Origin of the sequence: Nocardioides sp. NPDC023903, assembly GCF_040639295.1 — a bacterium.
Taxonomy (GTDB): domain Bacteria; phylum Actinomycetota; class Actinomycetes; order Propionibacteriales; family Nocardioidaceae; genus Nocardioides.
In genome coordinates this window covers 549,334-570,304 of record NZ_JBEZZS010000001.1, presented here as the reverse complement: position 1 = coordinate 570,304, position 20,971 = coordinate 549,334, and the positions used below count along the sequence as shown (strand labels likewise).

Below are 20,971 nucleotides of genomic sequence, written 5' to 3'. Positions count from 1 at the left end.
ATGCCCAACAACTAGTCGCCCGCCGTCCGTCTTCCTCCCAGGTGGCGTGGACGGAGCCCACGCTCGGCGCTGTGCGCGCTCTGAGGATCGACCTGTCTGCACGCCCGAAGAGGACCCTCCGGTAACGTGTGCTGAGGTCGATTCTCGGCAGAAGGGGCCAGATGTGAATGACACCGGGGCGTCTGGACCGACGCCGTTGCCGCCAGACTATCCGCCGATGCTCTACGTCCCGTGCGTGAGGCACGTGAAGGACCCTGACGAACTCGAGGTGGAGTATCGGTCTACGCGGGACGGGCGGATTGCGTTGCTGGTGTACTCGGCCCTCGACAGGCTGCACGCCTGCTGCGGTAAGGGTCAGCCGTGGTTTCTGATGCCGACGCTCAAGCTTGACGACCTCTATCAAGTCCACCCATTCGACACTGTTCTGCTTGATGTCGTGCTTCCTGACGACCTCAAGAAGCCAGCGGAATCGACCGACGGTGACGGGCAGGCACGGGAGTCTGCTGCGTCTGCGGAACGGCCTGCGGTCGCGCCGTCCGAGCCGGGATCCGTTACGCCTTCGGCCGATGGCGGAAGTGTCTATGTGGGGCGAGACTCGTTGGCTAGCCGGATGGGTGGCCGGTGAGAGATGGCGGCGGCGGAGGCCGCGACATCAAGGTCAATGAGGATGTTGTTCGCGGCGCCTCGGAGCAGCTGATCTCGGCTGCGTCTGTTCTGGACCCGGCGGGCAAGTCGTTGCCCGGGCTGGGGAACACCGGCGAGGCCGCGGCGATCCTGGGACTGATCTTGGCGGGCTTTGCCGAGGTGGGCGGCCGGTTGTCCATGGAGTCCGAGACGATCGGTACGGCGGCTCGTGAAGCAGTCAGCGCGACGGCAGATGCCGACCAGCGGGCCGCGGCCGAGTCGCTACTGATCAAGGGTCCGATGGAGACGAAGCAGTGAAGGATGCCGGGGGCGGGGGAGGCACCGGAGGCGACCTCGACACCGAGCTTGATGGCAGCCCCGGTTCGATTCGCGCTGTGGCCGACTGGCTGCGGGGCGACTTCGGAAACGGCGCTGAGGATATCGCCGAGACGGCTCACCGGCAGAAGAACCGGACCGAGTCGGACTGGACCGGGGAAGCCGGCACCGCTTTTGCCGGACGTGTGAAGGAATTGGCCAAGGCGGGTGACGGTGCGAAGACCACAGCGAAGTCGGTCGCTGTAGATGTCGACGCATTGGCTGCGGACCTCGAGCGCGCTCAGAACGATCTCGAGTCTGTCCGGTCGACTGCATCTGGTGATGGGCTTACGGTCGTTGGCACGATCATCAAGAACCCAGGGTCCGGACCCGCTTCTCCTGGAGACTTGCCAGCCGGCGCGGATCAGGCCGCAACCGACGCCTGGAACAAGGCCAATGACGCGGTCGAGGCGCATAACAAACGTGTCGATGCGTGGGATCGCGCGGTGAAGCGGGCGAAGGAGATCTTCAAAGAATGGTACGACTCGCTCGATGACGCTCCGGGGCTGTGGGAAAAGCACCACAAAAACCTTGTCGGGCTGACCGCCCCGCTGCTTGCCAGCAAGTTCGAGATCACCTTGGTTGCCAAGGCGTATCCGGCGCTCGCCGGTCAGATCGACTTCCTCAACGAGCAGGTCGCTCGCAACCTCGAACATGCCGACGCCATGAACGACAACGGCGTCGTGCGCGACCGCTCGCGCTACTACCAGATTCTCGACGAGATCGACGACCTCAAGACCAACCAGATTCCAGAGGCCACCAAAGCGGTCAAGAACATCGAGGTGCCGAAGGGCGTAACCCGCGGTCTGTGGGCCCTCGACGTGCTCGCGACCGGCTACGCGATCAAGGCCGACATGGACGAAGGCGAATCCGCCGGTCAGGCCGTGACTTCCAACGGCGTGTCCATGGTCGCGAGCATCGCTGCTGGTGCCTATATCGGCGGAGTCATCGGGACCGCAATCCCGGTACCTGTCCTGGGCACAGCGGTTGGAATTGTCGCCGGCGCTGCGGTAGGAACGGTAACCGGGGCCATCACATCGGGCTTGATCGACTCGGTCTGGGAGAACGGCCTGACCTCCCTTGATGATGCGGGCAAAGCGATCAACAGCGGGTGGAACGAGGTCAAGGACACCGGCGCAGCGATCGGTGATCTAGCAGAAAGTGCATGGGATGCCGTCTTCTGACCCTTACGTCTCCAGCAGTTCGAGCAGGAGCCGTCGAACGACCCGACTGTCTAAGCCTCTTGGCTGGGTCGTCGCCGTACTGGTTGTTCTCGCGGGAGCGTTCGTCGCCTATCAGGGCGTGGCCGATGCCGGGCTGAGCGGCCCAGGTCGTGCGGTGGCGTTGTCATTGGCAGTGGCGCTGGTGCTAAGCGCCATCGCACTGGTCCTGGCGCTGGTTCCCACCAGCGGGCGGGGACGAGTGAGGTTGACCGATGATGGTCGGACGATCGAGTTGAAGATGAGGGCGCGTACGCCGCTGACCATGCTGCTGGTCGGGATCGGTTTCACCGGGTTCTTCCTCGCGGCGGGAATCGCCGTGGGCGTTCCTGGTGGGGGAGTGCTCGTCTGGGTGATCGGTCTCCTTTTCATCATCCTGATCCCAGACTCCATCAGAGCGCTGGCACGCAAGCCCACGCTCCGCCTGTCTGCCGACAGGGTCGAGCTTCGTGGTTGGACCACCGACGTCGTCATTGCTTGGGACGATGTCCACACCGTTCTGTACGACGACAGCGACCCGATACGTCCGCGTCTCAATCTTCTCGGTCGAACGACATCGCCCTCGTTCACGGTGCAGAGCAGCAAGCTGATCGTTCCGATGGACCGAACGCCCAAGCATCCTGAGCTCTCGGTGTATCTCGCGGCGTTCGACGAACCCGATCGCTTGCGTGCATCTCTAGAGCATCTTCAGCGGATGAGCGCTGGTGAGCGAGCGTCCTGGATCGGGCCCGGAGCGGTTGAGCTTCTGGATGGGACGCTGCAGCGGGCTTGACGCTGTCCGCCCTCTGCGGGATGAGGTCTACGAGACCGTCGAAGCGGGATTCGTACTCAGCACTCGTTGCGCGACGGCGGTGGTGCCTTCGACACCGAGGAAGCCGACGACGCGGGAGACCCGATCCAGGTCGAGGGGGAGGAGGCCGGGGGTGCCGGGGACGTCCGGGGTGAGGCGGAGGTCGAGGTCGTCGCGGCAGGTCATCATCCGCAGGTTGAAGTCGTAACGCGCCCGGGCGTCGGGGGCGGAGAGTGCGCGGACGACGCGCGGGGCGATACGGCGTACGCCGGTGTCGGCCGCCCACGCGTCGAGGATCTCAGTCACCTTCTGCCCGTCGTTGTCGGAGATGTCGGACCAGACGCCGTCCATCGGGCCGACCTGGTCGAGGAGGGCCGCCGCGGACTTCTCGCCGATGCCGCTCACGCCGGGCAGGTTGTCGCTGGCGTCACCGCGCAGGGCGGCGTACTCCAGATAACGCGAGGCCGGCACGCCGTACATCGCATACAACCGGGCGGGGTTGAGCAGGGGAGAGCCGTTGATCCCGCCGTTGATCAGTCGCAGAACCTTGGTGTGCTCGCTGATCAGCGCGAACGCGTCACGGTCGGAGGTGATCACGACGCAGTCCCAGCCGTTGCGGCCGGCCCAGGCCGCGGCGGAGGCGTTGACGTCGTCGGCCTCGAGGCCCGGGGGAGTGACGGTCGCGAGCCCGAGGGCGTCGAGGAGCGAGCCGGCCCGGTCGAGCTGCTCGGCCAGCAGCGGGTCCTTCTCGGGGCGGCCGGCCTTGTAGTCGGGATAGGCGTCCCTGCGTACGGACGCGGTGCGGTCGTCGAGACCGAAGAGCACCGCGTCCGGAGCGAAGGCGTCGATCGAGTCGAGGATCTGCCGCAGCATCCCGTGCAGCGCCCAGGCGGGCCGGCCGGCACGGTCGATCATGCGGGTGTGCGCCCGGGCGTGATGGTTGCGGTGCAGCAGCGACGGGGCGTCGACGACGAGCAGGAGGCGGCGGGGGCTCGGCGAGCTGGTCATCGACATCGCGCCCATCGTAGAGGTGCGATGCCCGGTTCGACCGAGCCCCTGGCCATACGCGGCCTAGTTCGACCGGTTCCTTCCTAGCCGCCAGCCGCCGACCGGCAGCTCGAGCGCCGACTCCGGGCCCCAGGATCCCTGCGGGTAGCTCTCCACGGCGGGCCGATGCTCGAGGACCGGCTGGCAGATCTCCCACAGCCGCTCCACCTCGCGCGCACTGGTGAACAAGGTCCGGTCGCCGTTCATGACGTCGAGAAGCAGCCGCTCGTACGCCTCCAGCGGCCCGGCGTCCGGGGTGTCCCCGGCGAGGTCGAGGCGGAAAACCCCCTCGACCAGCGCCATGCCGGGGCCGGGGCGCTTGGCCCGGACGTCGATCTCGATCCGGGCGTCGTCGCTGAGCTCGATCACCAGCTCGTTGGGCTCTGCCCGGCCGGAGTCCGCCGGCTGCAGCCACTGGTGACGCGGGTCGATGAACCGGATCGTGATCGTCCGCCGTCCGGCCGCGAGCGCCTTGCCGGTGCGAAGGTAGAACGGCACCCCGCGCCACCGGTCGTTGTCGATCCACGCCTCGATGGCGACGTACGTCTCCACGTCGGAGTCTTCGGCGACGTCGGGCTCCTCGCGATAGCCGTCATACTGCCCGAAGACCACGCGCTCGGGGTCCAGCGGCCGAACGGCAGCGAAGGCGGCGGCCTTCGCCGCGCGGATCGCGCCCTCGCGGAAGGCGTGCGGATCCTCCATCGCCACGAACCCGAGCAGCTGGCACAGGTGGGTGGTGACCATGTCGCGCAGGCAGCCGGTGCCCTCGTAGAAGCTGCCGCGCCCGGTGACGGTGAGCTTCTCCGGTACGTCGATCTGCACCGACTCGATGCTGTGCCGGTTCCACGCGGGCTCGAAGAGACCGTTGGCGAAGCGCAGCGCCAGCAGGTTCTGCACGGCCTCCTTCCCGATGAAGTGGTCGATTCGGAAGACCTGCACCTCCTCGAACGCCTCGCTGAGCACCGCGTCGAGCTCGCGCGCCGAGGCAAGATCGGTGCCGAACGGCTTCTCTGCGACCAGCCGGCTGCGGACGTTCAGCTTCTCCCGGGCGAACATCCCGACCATCCCCTCCACGGCCTGCGGTGGCACGGAGAGATAGAGAAGGCGCTGTACGTCGCCGACCGTCTGACCGCCATCCAGCGCGAGCCGGTCCTCGGCCTCGTGCACCGCCTTGGCCAGCGCGGTGCCGTCCTCGGCGGAGGAGGCGACGAACCGGATCCGCTCCAGCAGCGGCCCGGCGACGGACTCGTCGACGTCTCCGACGAACTCCTTCAGCGCCTGGCGAACGTGGTCACGAAAGTCGTCGTCGCTGCCGGGCGAGCGCCGCCCGCTGCCGATGATCGCGAGCTGATCGGGAAGCCGCTTCGCGAGCGCGAGCCGATACAACCCGGGGAACAGTTTGCGCGCGGCCAGGTCACCGGTCGCGCCGAAGAGGACGAGTACGTGCGGGGCTGGTTTGGTGGGCACATCCTTAGTCTCCGCCACCCGCGGTAATCGGTGCCAGGGACTCGCGCTACCAGGGTGCGTTCAGCTTCGAATCACGGTCGCAGCATCGGCTGCCCAGGCTTCGTGAGGTGACGCAAGACGCCGTCCTCGGTGTTTGTGCCGATGACGCCCGTGGCGCCCTCGAGGCTTTCGGGGCGGCATTGGCGGCGGTGTGGGTGTACGTGGCGCGCCCGGCGCTGAGCTCGATGTAGGTGACCTGCGGGTGGTGCGTGTCGATCTGCGCGATGAGCGGAACCCACCATCGGCGGCGCCGGCGGTCAGCGTGACAGGCGCGTCCATCAACGCAAAGGCGAACTCGTCACCGCGGTGAGGCTGTAGCGTCACCCGAGAACCGCAATCGGGCAAACAGCCTCGACACTTTGGAGAGGACTTGGTGCAAGTGAAGTTGCTTGAAGCCGGCGAGGTGCAGGTAGGCAAGGTCTTCTCTGCGGAGTATGACTTCGTGATCCCGGAGTACCAACGACCGTATGCCTGGGGTAAGGACGAGACGCTTCAGCTGCTCGATGACCTCCGTGACGCCCTGACCCGAACCAGCGACGAGCCATACTTCCTCGGGTCGATCGTGCTGGTGAAGCAGAAGGGTCTTCCTACCTCTGAGGTGATTGACGGTCAGCAGCGACTGACGACGTTGACCATCCTGTGCGCTGTGCTTCGAGACCTCACGAGCAACGCCTCGTTGCGGGCTGACATCCATAAGTTCGTAGAGGAACCTGAGGTGGTGTGGGACGACAAGGCAGCACGGGTGCGGCTGAAGCTGCGCAAGCGTGACGCGAAGTTCTTCAAGAAGCACGTGCAGACTGACGGCTCGATTGATGACTTGATGGCTCAGTCCGATCAGGTGCTGGAGACCGACTCCCAGAAGTCAATCCGTGACAATGCCATAGCCCTGTACAGAGCGCTTGCCGGGTGGTCTGCCGAGGAGCGGACGGCTCTCTTCAAGATGCTCGGAGGCCGCACATACCTCGTGGTCGTCAGCACTCCCGACCTTACGAGCGCGTACCGAATCTTCAGCGTCATGAACTCGCGTGGTCTGCCGCTGACGGCGCCAGACATCTTCAAGTCGACCGTGATCGGGGAGATCGCGGACGACGACGAGCGGGCGGCGTACGCCGAGACCTGGGAGGATCTGGAGCAGGAACTGGGCCGTGATCAGTTCGCCGAGCTCTTCCTTCACCTACGCACGCTCGTGGTGAAGAAAAAGGGTGTCAAGGGCTTGCTCATTGAGTTCCCCGAGCTCGTCCTCTCGAAGTACCTGCCGACGAACGCTAAGGGCTTCATCGACGACTTCCTCACACCGTATGCCCAGGCCAACATGCGTCTGGTCAATCGTGACTTCGACAAGACGGACCCGAAGTGGAGCTTGATCAACGGCTGGCTTCAGCGGCTTGCCCAGTTCGATAACCAGGACTGGCGGCCAGCTGCGCTATGGGCGCTGAAGAACCACGCTGACGACCCGGTGTTCCTGGATGCCTTTCTACGGAAACTCGAGCGCCTAGCTGCCAGCCTCTTCGTTCGTCGTATCTACACAACTCCACGGGTGGCTCGCTACAACGAGCTTCTCGAGCAGCTCGATGGCGGCCACGGGCTCGATGCAGACAGATTCGAACTTTCGCCCGAGGAGCGCGCTGCCACGACACAACACCTCGGCGGCGACATCTACCTCGTCAGTAAGATCACCAAGTTCATCCTCCTGCGCACGGACGAGATCTTGGCGAGGACTTCGGGCGTTGTCTATGAGCACGACAAGATCACCATCGAGCACGTTCTCCCACAGACTCCGAGCAGCGACAGCGAGTGGCGGCAGAACTTCACCAACGAAGAACGAGTCGCGTGGACCCACAAGTTGGGCAATCTCGTGCTCCTCAACAGGGCAAAGAACGCCACCGCCAACAACTTCGACTTCGCCTACAAGAAGAATCAGTACTTCACTAGCACGAATGGCGTGGCGAACTTCGCGCTGACTACCCAGGTCATCGGGGAGCAGGAATGGACGCCGAAGGTCATTCAGGCACGTCAGGAGGCGCTTCTTGGACTCTTGATCGACGAGTGGTCGTTGGCGACGTGATGTGCGGCGCCGCGCGATGTTACTCATCGGATCGGATTGAACATTTCGATTCACGGGTTTGTCCGGCACTCCAGGCGCTAAGCACATTGACACGCACGGGGACACCTCGACGCCTCCGATGACGCGTTGATGGGACTGGGTCGAAGTCTTGAGGAAGCCATCCCAGCTTGGCTTACAGGTATGAGGTCGGCAGGTCTCATCCGCGAGCACGAGTCCCGACTGGGCCGTACCCAAATTGGTGTAGCCGGTTCTGCTCTCGAACCTGATCCGGCGAATCGTAAAGATCCTGCTTCTGCCGTACGAACGACGGCTCAGAGTGGTGATCGGGAGTAGAACAGTGCCTCAGGACGACGAGATCAAGGCGGCTCTCAAGGCATGGCGTGACGGACTCGTTGGCTTGACGCGCCAGAGTGCGCTCATCAAGTTCCGCGCGCCCAAGACGTCGTCGCTGCTTATTGACTCCCCGGACGCTGACGAAGTCCTGGCCCTCCTGAGGTCTAGCAAGTCGCAGGCTTTCCGCGGCGACGTGGACCTTGATGACTCGAACGGGCCGCGGCAGCTCCCGTCGGGGGTGTTTTTTCATTCGCCAAGGCCCGACGGCGAGGTAGGCCCTGTGGTCAGGAACCTGATGCGGAAAGCGGCTGCAGAGTTCCTCGATCGAGGTCTAACGGTGCTGTATGTCGCGTTCGGCATGCTGGATTGGCGCGACGTTGATGAGACAGCGATGGTCTCCCCTGTCTTGCTGGTGCCGGTGCAGCTGCTGCCCGAGGGGCCCAAGGGGACGCCACGCATCACCGTTGGTGAGGACGACCCGGTGATCAATCCTGCGCTCGCATTGCGGCTGAAGGAGTTCGGGATCGAGCTTCCGACTGCACAGGACATCGAGGGTCTCACGGTCTCCGAGACCCTAGCCGAGGTACGCGCTGCGCTGACCACTAGCAAGGCGTTCGTCGGTTGGACGCTTCGTGACGCTGTCTACTTGGCTACCTTCTCCTTCGCCAAAGAGGCGATGTTCAAGGATCTGCTCGACAACGAAGCCGCTATTCTTGACCACCCTGTGGTGCGAGCATTGGCGACGTCGGACCCGATGCAGCAGTCGACGGAGTTCCAGTTCGATCCGATCGATCCTGAGGACATCGACAGGCTCGCCCCGCCAGAAGCGACGCCATTGGTCCTGGACGCCGATTCGTCTCAGCGGACCGCGGTTGCCGCGGCCTTGGCAGGCAAGACCTTCGTCATGGACGGCCCACCAGGAACTGGTAAGTCTCAGACGATCGCCAACATGATCGGCGCGCTTCTCCACGCCGGCAAGACCGTGCTGTTCGTCTCAGAGAAGATCGCGGCACTCGAAGTCGTACGCAACCGTCTGGCCGCCGCCGGGCTCGGGTCTTACCTGATGGAACTTCACTCTCACAAGGCCAGTCGAAAAGAGGTCGCGACCGAGCTCTTGAAGACGCTCGACAATGTCGCCAGGCCACCCGTGGAGATGCCGACGCTTGCCCGCCAGTCCCTCAAGGACCGCCGGGAGTCGCTCAATGACTACGCGTCGGCGATGAACGAGATCCGCGAACCACTGAACAAGTCGCTGCACCATGTGCTGGGAGACTACGCGAACCTCGTGGGCACACCGACCGCGCCGGTCCCAGAGGTCGCGCCGACCGATCTCAGCGAAGGCGACTACCTCGGCATTCAGGAGACTCTGGCAAAGCTCGTACGTGCGTGGCGCCCGGCTGCGCAGGGTAACTCGTTCCTGTGGCGCGACGTCGTCGACGAGCAGTCGCTGGAGGTACGCCTCTACCAGGCTGAATCCGCGCTCGAGGAACTGCGAGGTACGGTCGCGCTGAACGCTAACCTGGTCGAGGCATTCGAGCTGACTAGGCCCTCCGACACACCTCAGCTCATCGAGCTGATTGAGCATCAGCATCGCCCACACCCAGATCGCATCGTGGAGCGATGGCTTACGGCTGACTCGGTCGAGGCTCTAGCCTCTGCGCGCGCAGACTTCGGCCAGCAGATCGCTCGGTTGAGGAATGCTGAAGCTGCAGTGCTACAAGCATGCTCGCGACCATGGACCGCCTTTCCTGAACTGGGGTCGCTGCCGCCTACCCCTCTGTCAGTCGCGGTCTCACCACTCGCAGCCGATCTGCAAGCGTCGCCGGCCGCAGACCTGTCCGCGACCGCGGACCGATTCGAGGCCGACGCCCGGATGCTCGGGGAGTGGGTTGGCTCACTCTCGTCGTTGGCAGGCAACCTAGGGCTTCCTCCGGTGGACACGTTCACTGACGTCGAACGCATTGCACGGCTGATTGATCTGCGTTCCCAGAACACCCGTCCGGATCGCCGCTGGTTCACCACCGCCGGGCTCGCTGATGCACGCGCGCTAGCAGCCCAGATGCGCGAACATGTTGCCGCATTGACTGCTTCTGAGGCGAAGGCTGCGGTGGTCTTCACTCCGGCAGCACTTCACGCACCGCTGGCCGATCTGCAGGATCGGTTCGCGAACCTGCACAAGGGTTTGAAGAAACTCTCAGGCAACTACCGCATGGACAAGCGAGCCGTAGCGGGACTTCTCACCGATGCTGCCGACGTCAAGATCGGTATCACGCATCTCGCCGACGCCGTCGCGTGGGGCGAATCCAACCAGGCTTTCCAAAGGCTTGCCGCAGCTCGAGGCGAAGCGCTCGGTACGCACTGGGCAGGGCGGGACACAGACTTCGTATCCCTCGACCTCGCTTTCAGGATCGTGGAAGAAGTCCTCACTCTCACCGTTGGCGAGGTGCCCGCAGCGTTGGTGACCTATCTGACAGGGACTGAATCCAACGACGCGTTCCAGACCGTCGCAGATGCTGCGCGTGCCGATATCGATAGGTGGAAACGCGAACTTCGACCGGCGCCGGCGCTGTCAGGTCGGCCCGAATTGGTGCTCGGATCCATCGGTCATGCCATCGATTGGCTCACCGCCCATGTCCAGCCAGCCCGGCGCGGAGCAGACCGCATCAACGCCGTCGCGAGCATTACTGGTGGCATCCACACGCTGGCCGAAGTCAACGACCTGGTCGAGCTCGTCGCCAACGCCAAACGTGGCACCGAAGAGATCGTCGCCGCCGAAGCGACCTATCGAGCGGTGCTCGGGGACTTCTTCAATTTCGGGGAAACCGATCTTGACCTGCTCGACGAAGCAATCGGATGGGCAATCGGCCTTCGTTTGATCGCAAAGGGACCGCTCACAACCAGCCAAGTAAAGGCGCTGGAGGACTCCAATCTTGTCGAGGCGACGTGGCCCGCCTACGACGGATGGATGCAGGCAAGCAGCAGGATCATCAGCGCCTTCGCTCCCCAGCGGCACAATGAACTCGCCGCGGAGCTTGACGACTACAGCGGTGCCTTGGAGATGACAGCCGACCTCCGAGGCGACACTGTTGGTCAGCAGGAGTGGTTCGACTACCAACACGCGTACGCCGACCTCGCCGCACGCGGACTCGACACCGCCGTCGACTTCTGCATTCAGCAGCGGCTTGCCGAGCGCGAGGTTCCGAACGTCGTCAACCGAGCTCTGCTGCGCGGCTGGTCGGACGCGATGATCCAATCCGACGCACGACTCCGGCCGTTACTCGCGGGGGACCGCGATGCGCTCGTCGAGGAGTACCGAACCCTCGACCGCGACCTCCTCAAAACGGCGACCGCTGACATCGTTCTTGCCGCCAACGCCCGTCGCCCGGTCAACACGACCATGGGCGAACCCGGCGTGATCCGTCGCGAAGGCGGCAAGCAGAGAAAGCACAGGCCAGTTCGCGACCTGATGTCGCTGACTCGCAACGTCACCCCCAGCATCAAGCCGGTCTTCATGATGTCGCCTTTGGCAGTCTCGCAGTACCTGCCATCCGACATGAAGTTCGACGTCGTCATCTTTGACGAGGCATCACAGGTGACGCCGGGAGATGCCATCAACTGCATCTACCGTGGCAAAGCAATGATCCTGGCCGGCGATGACAAGCAGCTTCCACCAACCTCGTTCTTTGAGCGCATGGCCGATGACGAAGACGAGGAGACTGACGTCAAGGACTTCCAGTCAGTCTTGGAGCTGGCGAAGGCGTCAGGGGCGTTCAACAACCTCGGTCTGCGATGGCACTACCGATCCCGGCACGAGGACTTGATCGCGTACTCGAACTACAAATTCTACGAGGGCAAGCTCGTCACCTTCCCTTCCGCGCACGCCGAGGGTGACGACGTCGGCGTCGAGTTCTTCCATGCCCACGGCACCTACCGCCGCGGGGGAGGTGCCTACAACCCGGTCGAGGCGGCAAAGGTTGCCGAAAGGGTCATCGAACACTTCACTAACCGTCCAACCCTGACGCTCGGAGTGGTGACGTTCTCCGTTGCCCAGGCCGATGCAGTCCAGAGCGCCATCGATGAAGCCAGAGTCGACAGGCGCGACCTCGACCGATTCTTCGACACCGAGGACCGCCTCGATGGGTTCTTCATCCGTGCGTTGGAGCAGGTTCAAGGCGACGAGCGCGATGTCATCATCTTCTCCGTCGGATACGGGCCGGACGAAGCAGGCAAGGTGTCAACCGGGTTCGGCGCACTCAACAAGGAGAAGGGATGGCGGCGCCTCAACGTCGGCATCACCCGTGCTCGGCAGCGGGTCGAGGTCGTTGCATCCATGCACGCTGGACAGATCCCGCCTTCGACCAACGAGAACGTCGAGTACTTCCGCGGCTACCTCGACTATGCCGAGAAGGGCCCACAAACGCTCGCCGTCCCGTACTCGTCGACGGGACTCGATCCCGACTCGCCGTTCGAAGAGTCGGTCATTGCAACTCTCCAGGGGTGGGGCTATATCGTCGAACCACAGGTCGGAGCCGCTGGCTTCCGCATCGATATCGGCGTCCGCCACCCCGCTTACCCTGGCATGTTCGCAATCGGCATCGAATGTGATGGCTATCAGTACCACTCCGCTCCAGCCGCTCGCGACCGCGACCGGCTCCGTGATCAGATCCTCGTCGGCCTTGGCTGGCGACTCCACCGGATCTGGGGTACCGCCTGGTACCGCGACCGCACGATCGAGGAGACCCGACTACGGGCTGCAATCGAGGAAGCGATCGCTGCACCCCTTGAAAACCGAACGAAGCGGGTGACGCCCGTCGAACGACCGGTCGTTGAGACCGAACAGGCAGACATCGCAGCTCTACCGACCTGGACAAGCTCGTACACGGTGGCCCCAGCCCGAGGTCTACCTTGGTGGGTAGACCCCGGCGACGCAGGCAATCACCTCCACATGGTCGAAGCCATCGAAGCCCTCGTCGCGCACGAGGCGCCGATTCATCTCGACGTGGCGTACGAACGTCTCCGGTCCTGGTGGAATGTCGGCCGCATCGGCGTGAACATCCGCGCGAACATCGACTTGGCAATCAAGCGGGCGCAGGTGGTCCGCGACGGTGTATTCCTCTTGGCGCCAGCGGCTGACGTGACTCTGGTGAGAATCCCGGGTGGCGGCGTTGCCCGCAAGGTTGAACAGGTTCATCTCGATGAACTTGCTATGGCGGCAGTCTTGACTATTCGCGACGTGGGCGCCGTGACTCGGTCCGAAGCGGTGCAGGGCATCGCTCGTGTCTTCGGGTGGACGAGGACGGGCGCTGTTGTCGAGCGACGCATCAACGAGGCCATCGATCGGGTCATCGCGACCGACGACGTCCTCCGTTCTGATGACGACACCCTCACCCTCGCGAAACCCGCGACTGGATCACGGTGACGTGAAGCTACGACCCCAAGGGCAAAGGCCTGATTGGCGTGGTCAGCGATCCAGTGTGGTGGCCTCCGCTGACCCCGCAGGCACCTAGCGCGGTTGACGGGCGCCGGTTCTAGGATGCCCAACATGACAGACGACGACATGCTCTTTCAGCTCGGCGACGAACCCGAGGCGCAGGCGGCCGCGGCTCAGCCTGCGGCCGCCTGGCAGATCGAGCAACTGCGAACTGCGTTGGACACCCTGGGCATGACGGAGATGTCCGAGCGGCAGAGGGTCGTCGAGGAGCTTGTCGGTCACCCGATCACTGCGTTGAAAGAACTGACGTACGACGAGGTTCGCCCGCTTCTCGAGGGGCTTCACGCTAGGAAGGCGGCTTCGCCGACATCGTCAACATCGGCCTGGGACGATCGCGACGAGGACACTTGGATTGACCGTCTCTGAGCAGCGCCACGGACTGGCGTGCTCTTCTCCCCAATGTGGGGTACGGACTTGAATGCGCGGGTTCAAAGCGGAAGGGGGTTCGGATACGTTTCGCGGCATGCCCCTGGACGTCAAAGAGCAGCACATCGCAGTCTTCGGTGAGAGCGGTTCGGGGAAGACGGTGCTGGTCTCGTCGTTCTTCGGTCCGACTACTGAGCCGGCGTCGTCAAATGACCTGTGGGACCTGATTGCCGACAATCCTGGACAGGGTGCGCGGCTCACGCAGAATTACCTAGGTATGAAGAACTCCTCGAAGACGCCGCAAGCCACCAGGTTCATGGCGACGACGTACTCCTTCACGGTGAGGCTGAAGGGTGGACAAAATAGTCAGCCCTACCAGGGGCTCCGGCTCGGGTGGCACGACTATCCCGGCGAGTGGTTTCACGAGGAGCCCAGCAGCGAGGAGGAGGGCAAGCGGCGTATCGAGACGTTCCGCTCTCTTCTCGGTTCAGACGTCGCGTTCTTGCTGGTTGACGGGCAGAAGCTGCTCGACAACAAGGGTGAGGAGGAGCGGTACCTCAAGGCGCTCGTCAGAAACTTCCGGCAAGGGATGCTTCACCTTCAGGATGACATCCTCCAGGACAAAGGTCCCCTGACCAGGTTCCCGCGGATCTGGATCGTCGCTCTGTCGAAGGCCGACCTGTTCCCGGAATGGAACGTGCATGATTTCCACGACCTTGTTATGGAGAAGGCAGGCGAGGATCTTGCGATGTTTCTCGAGACGCTCAAGCCGATGGTGTCAGCACCCGAAGCGCTCTCGGTGGGGGAGGACTTCATGCTGCTCTCGTCGGCCAAGTTCGAGCTTTCGTCGGCCGGGCCTGAGCCCGTTGACATTGATGTGCGGAACCAGGTCGGCCTCGACCTGATCCTGCCGGTCGCCTTCATGCTCCCCTTGGAGCGGATTGCTCAGTGGATGGAGCAGACACAGATCCCAATGACAGTGCTCCGCGCGTTCGCGGCAGGTGCTGGCGGTTTCGCGAACCTGCTTACAGACAACAGGCAGTTGGTTGAGTCACTGCTGTCGATGATCCCCAGGGTCGGATCTCTCGCTGCTAGGGCAGCGGTCCCTGCGATCATCGATGCTGCCCTGCTCGTTGATGACCGCCTCAAGGAGATGAATGCCCAGGCTCGGGAAGCCCAGAACAATCTGGCGGCCACACTCACGCAGTTCAAGATTGACCTGGAGCGGGGCAGAGCCCAGGGCTTGCTGCGGAGAAGAACGTGAGTGGGACGCCGGACTTGACGGAGCGTTTTATCTGGGCGACCCGTGGGCGTAGCTGGGGCTTTCGGTTCCTACTTCGGGGTGGGATGTCCGATCCGCTCCTGGAGTATGAACGGATCTTCAGGGAGCTTGCGGACGATCCCCTGACCTACGGGCGGGCCGGAGGGAAGGTTGCCCTGCGATTCCCGGATCCAGGTGGTCGGTGCGACACGGCTGGGCGTGTCATCCCACACGAGTTCGTAGTGTCGGGCGACGTTGCAGACCGCATCGAGTCGGCTGAGGACGGACGTGACCAAGTCTGGCCCTTGGTCGAAGTGGTTTATGCCGGCGTTTGGGACGCCAACACGCCGCCCGCAGATACGGACGTCCTACGCGCGTTCCGATCGGTCAATGCGAGCGGAAGATCCGACGGCTCGAAGTAGCGGATGGACGCTTGGCAATCGACGCCGACGTTTCGCCGTCAGATCAGGTTCAGTGCAGGCATCCGGCTCTCCAGGAGCCGACGTTCAAGCGAGTGAGCTTCCTCCCGGCTCTTGCACTCAAGCCAGCTGATCTCGGCGGTCGCGAACCATTCGCTGACGATAGCGATCTGCTCCGGCGTCATCACTGTCGGTCGGCGTCGCGCATACTTGCGGGTGACTCCGAGCGCCTTGACCGCGACCGAGGCCCGAAGGGTGCTGCGGCTTAGGTCCAAGGACGAGCTGAGATGCGTACCGAGTCGGGCACGCAGGTTCCTGGCCTTTCCTACGTAGACGCACTCGCCGTCCTGGAACCAGGCGTACACGCCTGGAGAGCGCGGGATCTCGCCGCTGGACAAGCTTGCGGTGGCGAGACGCGTGGCGGAGAACAGCGCTGCCCATTCTGAGCTCGTGCTCATGGGACCAAGTCGGCCGCAAGCCTCTTGCCAGGTGACCAGTCCTGGCTCCTCAGAGTCTCGTCCGCAGTGACCATGACGAACTTGAGGCGTCGGGCGAGGTCGCCTTGGAGAGCCATGATCCCGTTGAAGAAGGTGCCGGCTCGTCGTCGAGTCGGCGCGTACTCGGCGAGCTTGGACAGAAGGAGCGTCTCGAAGGCCGCCGACTCGACCCAGTCGACCGAGGTGCGGAAACCGAGGAGTGCGCGTACGCCGGTCTTCTCGACGAACGAGCTTGCCTGCTTCTCGTTGAACAACGTGAGGCACGAGCCGAGGTGGATGTAGCAGCCAGCGGCACTCTCACCGAGGACCTCGGCGAGAGCGTCGAGACTGGTGTGGTTGCGGCTCGACCAGGCCAGCCATCCCTTGTCGCCGTGAGCAGCCAGGTAGAGCACGAGATAGTCGTCGTACCGGGCTTGACCCCACAGGTTGAGGTAGTGCTCGACCTCACCGGTGGTGGCGACCTTCCGATGGATAGCCTTGATCGCGCCGAGTCGTTCCAGGAGTTCCAGCACGGGCAGGACTGAGGTGCGCTTGCGAAGGTCCGCATCCCACTCGCCTTCCAGGCAGAAGACACCGTTCGTCGCCATCGTTCCTCCTTCGAGGGTGTTGCGCGGGTCGAGCGCAGCCCCGGTCGCGAGTGACTCTAGGGACCTGTGCAGGAGCCGGGGTGTGTTCCAGCGTTCGCATTCGCGACGTCCCCAACATCGGGTATGGAAGGCAAGCAATCGGCCAACGGGCCGATGACCCGCTGTGGCACGATGTGACGGTACTGATGGTGGATCGATGACGATGGGGATGCAGGCCGACGATGAAGGCTGACTCGGGCCACTGGATTGTCATGGGTCCCGCGGCAACGCCTGCGGAGCAGAAGGCACTCGACGACTTTCGCGAGCTGCTTCCTGAGGACGGGATCACCACGGCCTGGGCGAACCTGACGTTCATCGACAACAACGGACGTTCCGCAGAGATCGACGTCCTGCTGCTGACCAAGTCGGGGCTGTACGTCGTCGAGCTGAAGGGGTGGCACGGCACGATCCGCGGCACCTCGCAACGCTGGGACCACGGCACCCGCAACGTCGAGAACCCATGGTTGGCGACCGACCGGAAGGCCAAGCGGCTTGCTGAGGTCCTGAAGGACGCCGCGCCCAACGCCGCCCGTAAGACGGTGCCATTCCTGAACGCGAAGGTCGTGCTCCACGGCACCGACAGCAACATCGAGCTCGACGAGCGAGGACGCAGCAACGTACTCGCGCTCGACGGTTATGGCGTCAAGGCGAAGCCGTCGCTGCCGAAGCTCAGCACCTTCCTCGCCGAGCAGCCGAGCAGCCCGCACCATCGGATCGACCTCGTCAGGGCCAAGCAGATCCAGGCATTGTGCGGGAAGGCCGGCTTCCGGGCGGCGCCGAAGGTGCGCATGGTCGGTGACTACAAGGTGTCGGACTCGACGCCGATCGCCGAAGGTCCGGACTGGCAGGACGTGCTGGTCGAGCACCCTCATCTGAGCGAGATCAAGCTTCGCGTCCGCCTTTATGACGTCGAGCCGAAGGCGGCGGCGAGTGAGCGCCAGCGAGTGGAGCAGCTCGCACAGCGAGAGTTCCAGCTCACCTACGGCATCAGGCATGACGGCATCGCGGTGCCGAACGAGTTCAAGAAGACCGATGACGGCCCTGCCCTGGTCTTCGAGTACGACGACTCAGAGCTGCCGCTCGACGCCTACCTTGCGACGCAGGGCGCCGAGCTCAGCTTCGAGCAGCGCTTCGCCCTGGTCGACCGACTCGGCGAGATCCTGCGTTTCGCGCACCAGCGTCACCTGATCCACCGAGCGCTGAGCCCGCAGCGAGTGTGGGTCAGGCCGTCGAAGCGTGGATTGCCGAGCATCTCCATCCGTGACTGGTACTTCGGCCAGAAGGACCGCAGCAGCCAGGCCACGACGCGCTGGACCTCGATCAGCGCCGGTGTCAGCGACATCATGGGTGTCGCCAACCAGGAAGACTGGCTCTACATCGCCCCTGAGGCGCGACAGTCAACCGAAGGACTCCCCGGGGTCCCGCTAGATGTCTATGGCTTCGGCACTCTTGCTTACCTCATCCTGACCGGCCGGCCGCCCGCTGAGAACATCGCGGAGCTCGAGCGCAAGCTTGCCGAGACGAAGGCGCTCGACCCGCGTGCCTCCGCACAAGGCATTCCTGACGGCATCGCAGACGTAGTCGCTCTGGCGACGGCCGTCTCCGAATCCGATCGGCCAGAGACGATCTCTGAGGCGGTAGACCTCTTCCGGATCGGCTGGAAGGACGTACGCCAGCCCGACGAGGCCGAGCCAACGAAGGCGGAGGACCCGCTCGATGGGCAGGCGGGCGACATCGTGGCGGACAGGTTCATCGTGGTGTCCCGTCGTGGAGAGGGCTCCAGTGGCATCGCCCTCGCGGTGAATGACTGTGACTCCGGCGACGAGCGCGAAGTCATCCTTAAGATCGCTCGCAGCGCCGGCGCCGACCGCCGCCTGGCCGCAGAAGCGGACGTCCTGCGGGCGCTCGACCACAAGAGGATCGTCAAGCTGATCGACGGTCCCATCGACGTCGACGGGCGCCAGGCGCTCCTCATGACCGACGCGGGCCCGGAAACGCTCGCGACGAGGCTCGCGAAGGAAGGGCGCTCGACGATCGGCCAGCTCCAGCAGTTCGGCAGCGACCTACTGGAGGCGATGGTCTACATGGAGGGCAAGGGCGTCTTCCACCGCGACATCAAGCCGGCGAACCTCGGGATCATCCCCGACCCCGGCTCGCGCAAGCCGACCTTGGTGCTCTTCGATCTCTCGCTCGCCAACGAGAGCATCGACAACGTCGAGTCTGGCACCACCGGATACCTCGACCCCTTCCTCGGCCGCGGACGGCGGCAGCGCTATGACCGTGCGGCCGAGCTGTACGCCGTCTCGGCCACGCTCTTCGAAATGGCGACCGGTGTCCTCCCGTGGTGGTCCAACGGGGCGAGCCAGCCGCCGGACAGCAAGGCAGCGCCGGTCATCGAACGGGCTGCGTTTGAGCACTCGGTCGCCACCCAGCTCACCCAGCTCTTCAAGAAGGCTCTCCACCCCGATGTGGAGCGTAGGTTCCGCAGCGCGGATGAACTCGCGCTGGCCTGGCATGAGGTCTTCGCAGCTCTGGACTCGAGCGAGGAGACTGCTGAGAGCAACGACGAGCTCGCGAAGAAGGCGACGGTCGAGACCCCGTTGGAGCGCTCTGGCCTCTCGGCGCGCGCAAGATCGGGACTGGCACGCCTCGATGTCGCGACGGTCGGCGACCTGCTCGGCGTGCATCCGATCAACATCAACACCATCCGCGGCCTGGGGGAGACCTACCGCAAGGAGATCCAGCGCCGGATCAAGGAGTGGCGGCTGCGCCTGAGTGCCACCGAAGAGGCCAATGTGGCAGCCTCGGGGCAATACGGCACCGAGCGCCTCGTCGCGAGCCTCCTCGACCGCCTCAACAGCGAGGATCAGGTCGTGCTCAAGGCCGTGCTGGGCCTGACCGAAGAGACCGCCGAGGCGCAGCCGACCTGGCCGACTACCGCCGAGGTGGCCAAGCACCTCGGCCTCGCCCGCGATCAGGTCACGCGCAAGGTCGATGCGGCAGTCGTGGCCTGGCTCAAGGACTCCACCTCCCCAGTCCAGGGCGTACTGGACGACGCGACCCGCATTCTGGCCCGGGAGGGCCGCGTGCTCACGATGGCCACGCTCGCCATGGGCGTGGTCGCCGAACGAGGATCGCTCCTCGACGGTCCCGAGCGCGCACGCCACGGGGCCGCGCTCCTGCGAGCAGCCTTCGAGCATGACCTCCGTGACGACGAGCCCAAGCTCGAGCTGCGCCGCAGCAGCAAGCGCGCGACCCTCATCGCCCTGCATGAGACGGCTGACCCCGACGGCACCGGTCGGGAGTACCCGACGGCGGACGTGCTCATCGAGACCGCCGCCGAGCTGGGCAGCGAAGCGGACGCCCTGATCACTGAGGGCGTTGTCGCCCTTACCGTCGCGAGCCGACGACTGCGCGAAGTCGCTGACGAGATCGGTGGCGAGGTCCTGAGCCTTGATGATCGGGGGCTGCTGAGGCTTGGGGCCGAGGCCAGCACGAACGCCGCCGTCTCGGGCTTCGACGAGCTCTACCCGCGTGACCTCGACGCCAAGTCGGCGCTGGAGCTCGCGCTGAGCGGGAAGCCCGGTCGGCAGATCAGCGAGATCTCCGTGCGCAAGAGCGTGAAGACTCGCTTTCCGATGGTGGACCTGCCTACGGCGGCACACGAGCTGGACGAGCTGGTCACCGCGGTGATGCCGGGCATGGTGCGCCGCGGTGACGTCTACGAGCCAGCCACGGCACGCGACAGCTCGATCACCGGCACGACGGGCACGATGCTGCCGCCCACGGCGATCCCTGAGGCAGCCGTCCGGTTGCAGGAATCGCTGCGCCGGCACGGTGCACTCACCCTGTGCACGACCCCGAAGCGCTACCTCAAGGCTTCCACGGACCTCACGACATTCTTCGATGTCGAGGTCCTCGACGTCGCAGCGCTGCTGGTCGAGGCAACCAAGGAGACTGCGGCCTCCTACGACATTGCCTGGCCGTTCGTCCTCGGTGTTGATGCGGGTGAGAAGGGCGGCAGCGACTGGGCCAACCTCACCGGCCTCGTGCGCGAGGCGGTCGAACCCCGGTGGCACCAGCGCATCGCGACCGAGTCACCGCTGCTGGTCGTCAATCCGGGTCCCCTGGTGCGTTACGGCATGAGCAGCTTGCTGGCTCACCTTCTGGATGTTGGCAACCCACGGCCCGCGGCCCGCTGGTTGCTGGTCGCGATGCAGGCCCACCAGGCCGTTCCGAGGCTCGAGGGCCAACCGGTGCCGCTCGGGCCCAGCGGCTGGATCACACTGCCCTCCGACCTCTCGGCCCTGGCTCTGAGCACCGCCGGATGAGTCGCTGTTCCGCCCCACAG

14 protein-coding genes are annotated in these 20,971 nt (G+C 64.4%); 10 read left to right on the top strand and 4 right to left on the bottom strand.

The window, feature by feature from the left end:
* Positions 1 to 217 precede the first annotated feature (217 nt).
* The 4 genes from AB0F44_RS02745 to AB0F44_RS02730 are packed head-to-tail and all read left to right on the top strand — an operon-like array spanning position 218 to position 2,991.
* Positions 218 to 625, top strand: a complete 408-nt coding sequence (locus AB0F44_RS02745) for an SAV_915 family protein (protein WP_357352408.1) — start codon at positions 218 to 220, stop codon at positions 623 to 625.
* Positions 622 to 942, top strand: coding sequence for a hypothetical protein (locus AB0F44_RS02740; protein ID WP_357352406.1), 321 nt, complete (start codon positions 622 to 624; stop codon positions 940 to 942). The genes AB0F44_RS02745 and AB0F44_RS02740 overlap by 4 nt, the downstream gene beginning before the upstream one ends.
* Complete coding sequence (locus AB0F44_RS02735; RefSeq protein WP_357352404.1) at positions 939 to 2,183, top strand: hypothetical protein; 1,245 nt, start codon at positions 939 to 941, stop codon at positions 2,181 to 2,183. The genes AB0F44_RS02740 and AB0F44_RS02735 overlap by 4 nt, the downstream gene beginning before the upstream one ends.
* Positions 2,170 to 2,991 carry a hypothetical protein gene (locus AB0F44_RS02730; RefSeq protein ID WP_357352402.1) on the top strand — a complete coding sequence of 274 codons (822 nt, stop codon included), beginning with the start codon at positions 2,170 to 2,172 and terminating at the stop codon, positions 2,989 to 2,991. Before AB0F44_RS02735 ends, AB0F44_RS02730 begins: the two co-directional genes overlap by 14 nt.
* Before the next feature lie 27 nt (positions 2,992 to 3,018).
* Here the strand turns inward: AB0F44_RS02730 and AB0F44_RS02725 are convergent, their stop codons facing one another.
* Both AB0F44_RS02725 and zwf read right to left on the bottom strand, forming a co-directional pair.
* On the bottom strand, positions 3,019 to 4,023 hold the full coding sequence (locus AB0F44_RS02725) for a 5'-3' exonuclease H3TH domain-containing protein (RefSeq protein WP_357352401.1): 1,005 nt from the start codon (positions 4,021 to 4,023) through the stop codon (positions 3,019 to 3,021).
* Positions 4,024 to 4,080: 57 nt separating this feature from the next.
* Positions 4,081 to 5,523 carry a glucose-6-phosphate dehydrogenase gene (zwf, locus tag AB0F44_RS02720; protein ID WP_357352399.1) on the bottom strand — a complete coding sequence of 481 codons (1,443 nt, stop codon included), beginning with the start codon at positions 5,521 to 5,523 and terminating at the stop codon, positions 4,081 to 4,083.
* A 107-nt stretch (positions 5,524 to 5,630) separates the two neighbouring features.
* On the opposite strand from zwf, the gene AB0F44_RS02715 reads away from it, so the two are divergent.
* From AB0F44_RS02715 to AB0F44_RS02695, 5 genes are all read left to right on the top strand, one after another.
* Complete coding sequence (locus AB0F44_RS02715) at positions 5,631 to 5,753, top strand: hypothetical protein (protein ID WP_357352397.1); 123 nt, start codon at positions 5,631 to 5,633, stop codon at positions 5,751 to 5,753.
* Between the two features lie 188 nt (positions 5,754 to 5,941).
* On the top strand, positions 5,942 to 7,627 hold the full coding sequence (locus AB0F44_RS02710) for a DUF262 domain-containing HNH endonuclease family protein (RefSeq protein ID WP_357352395.1): 1,686 nt from the start codon (positions 5,942 to 5,944) through the stop codon (positions 7,625 to 7,627).
* Between the two features lie 337 nt (positions 7,628 to 7,964).
* Positions 7,965 to 13,379, top strand: a complete 5,415-nt coding sequence (locus tag AB0F44_RS02705; protein WP_357352393.1) for a DUF3320 domain-containing protein — start codon at positions 7,965 to 7,967, stop codon at positions 13,377 to 13,379.
* Between the two features lie 123 nt (positions 13,380 to 13,502).
* Positions 13,503 to 13,817 carry a hypothetical protein gene (locus tag AB0F44_RS02700; protein WP_357352391.1) on the top strand — a complete coding sequence of 105 codons (315 nt, stop codon included), beginning with the start codon at positions 13,503 to 13,505 and terminating at the stop codon, positions 13,815 to 13,817.
* Between the two features lie 97 nt (positions 13,818 to 13,914).
* Positions 13,915 to 15,081, top strand: a complete 1,167-nt coding sequence (locus tag AB0F44_RS02695; protein WP_357352389.1) for a hypothetical protein — start codon at positions 13,915 to 13,917, stop codon at positions 15,079 to 15,081.
* Positions 15,082 to 15,538: 457 nt separating this feature from the next.
* Here AB0F44_RS02695 and AB0F44_RS02690 read toward each other — a convergent pair whose 3' ends face one another.
* On the bottom strand, positions 15,539 to 15,955 hold the full coding sequence (locus tag AB0F44_RS02690) for a GIY-YIG nuclease family protein (RefSeq protein ID WP_357352387.1): 417 nt from the start codon (positions 15,953 to 15,955) through the stop codon (positions 15,539 to 15,541).
* The gene (locus tag AB0F44_RS02685; RefSeq protein WP_357352385.1) at positions 15,952 to 16,581 is read right to left on the bottom strand and encodes a hypothetical protein; all 630 of its coding nucleotides are present in this window, start codon (positions 16,579 to 16,581) and stop codon (positions 15,952 to 15,954) included. The genes AB0F44_RS02690 and AB0F44_RS02685 overlap by 4 nt, the downstream gene beginning before the upstream one ends.
* 251 nt (positions 16,582 to 16,832) lie before the next feature.
* On the opposite strand from AB0F44_RS02685, the gene pglW reads away from it, so the two are divergent.
* A complete protein-coding gene (pglW, locus tag AB0F44_RS02680; protein WP_357352383.1) occupies positions 16,833 to 20,951 on the top strand; it encodes a BREX system serine/threonine kinase PglW in 4,119 nt (1,372 codons plus the stop codon).
* Positions 20,952 to 20,971 lie beyond the last annotated feature (20 nt).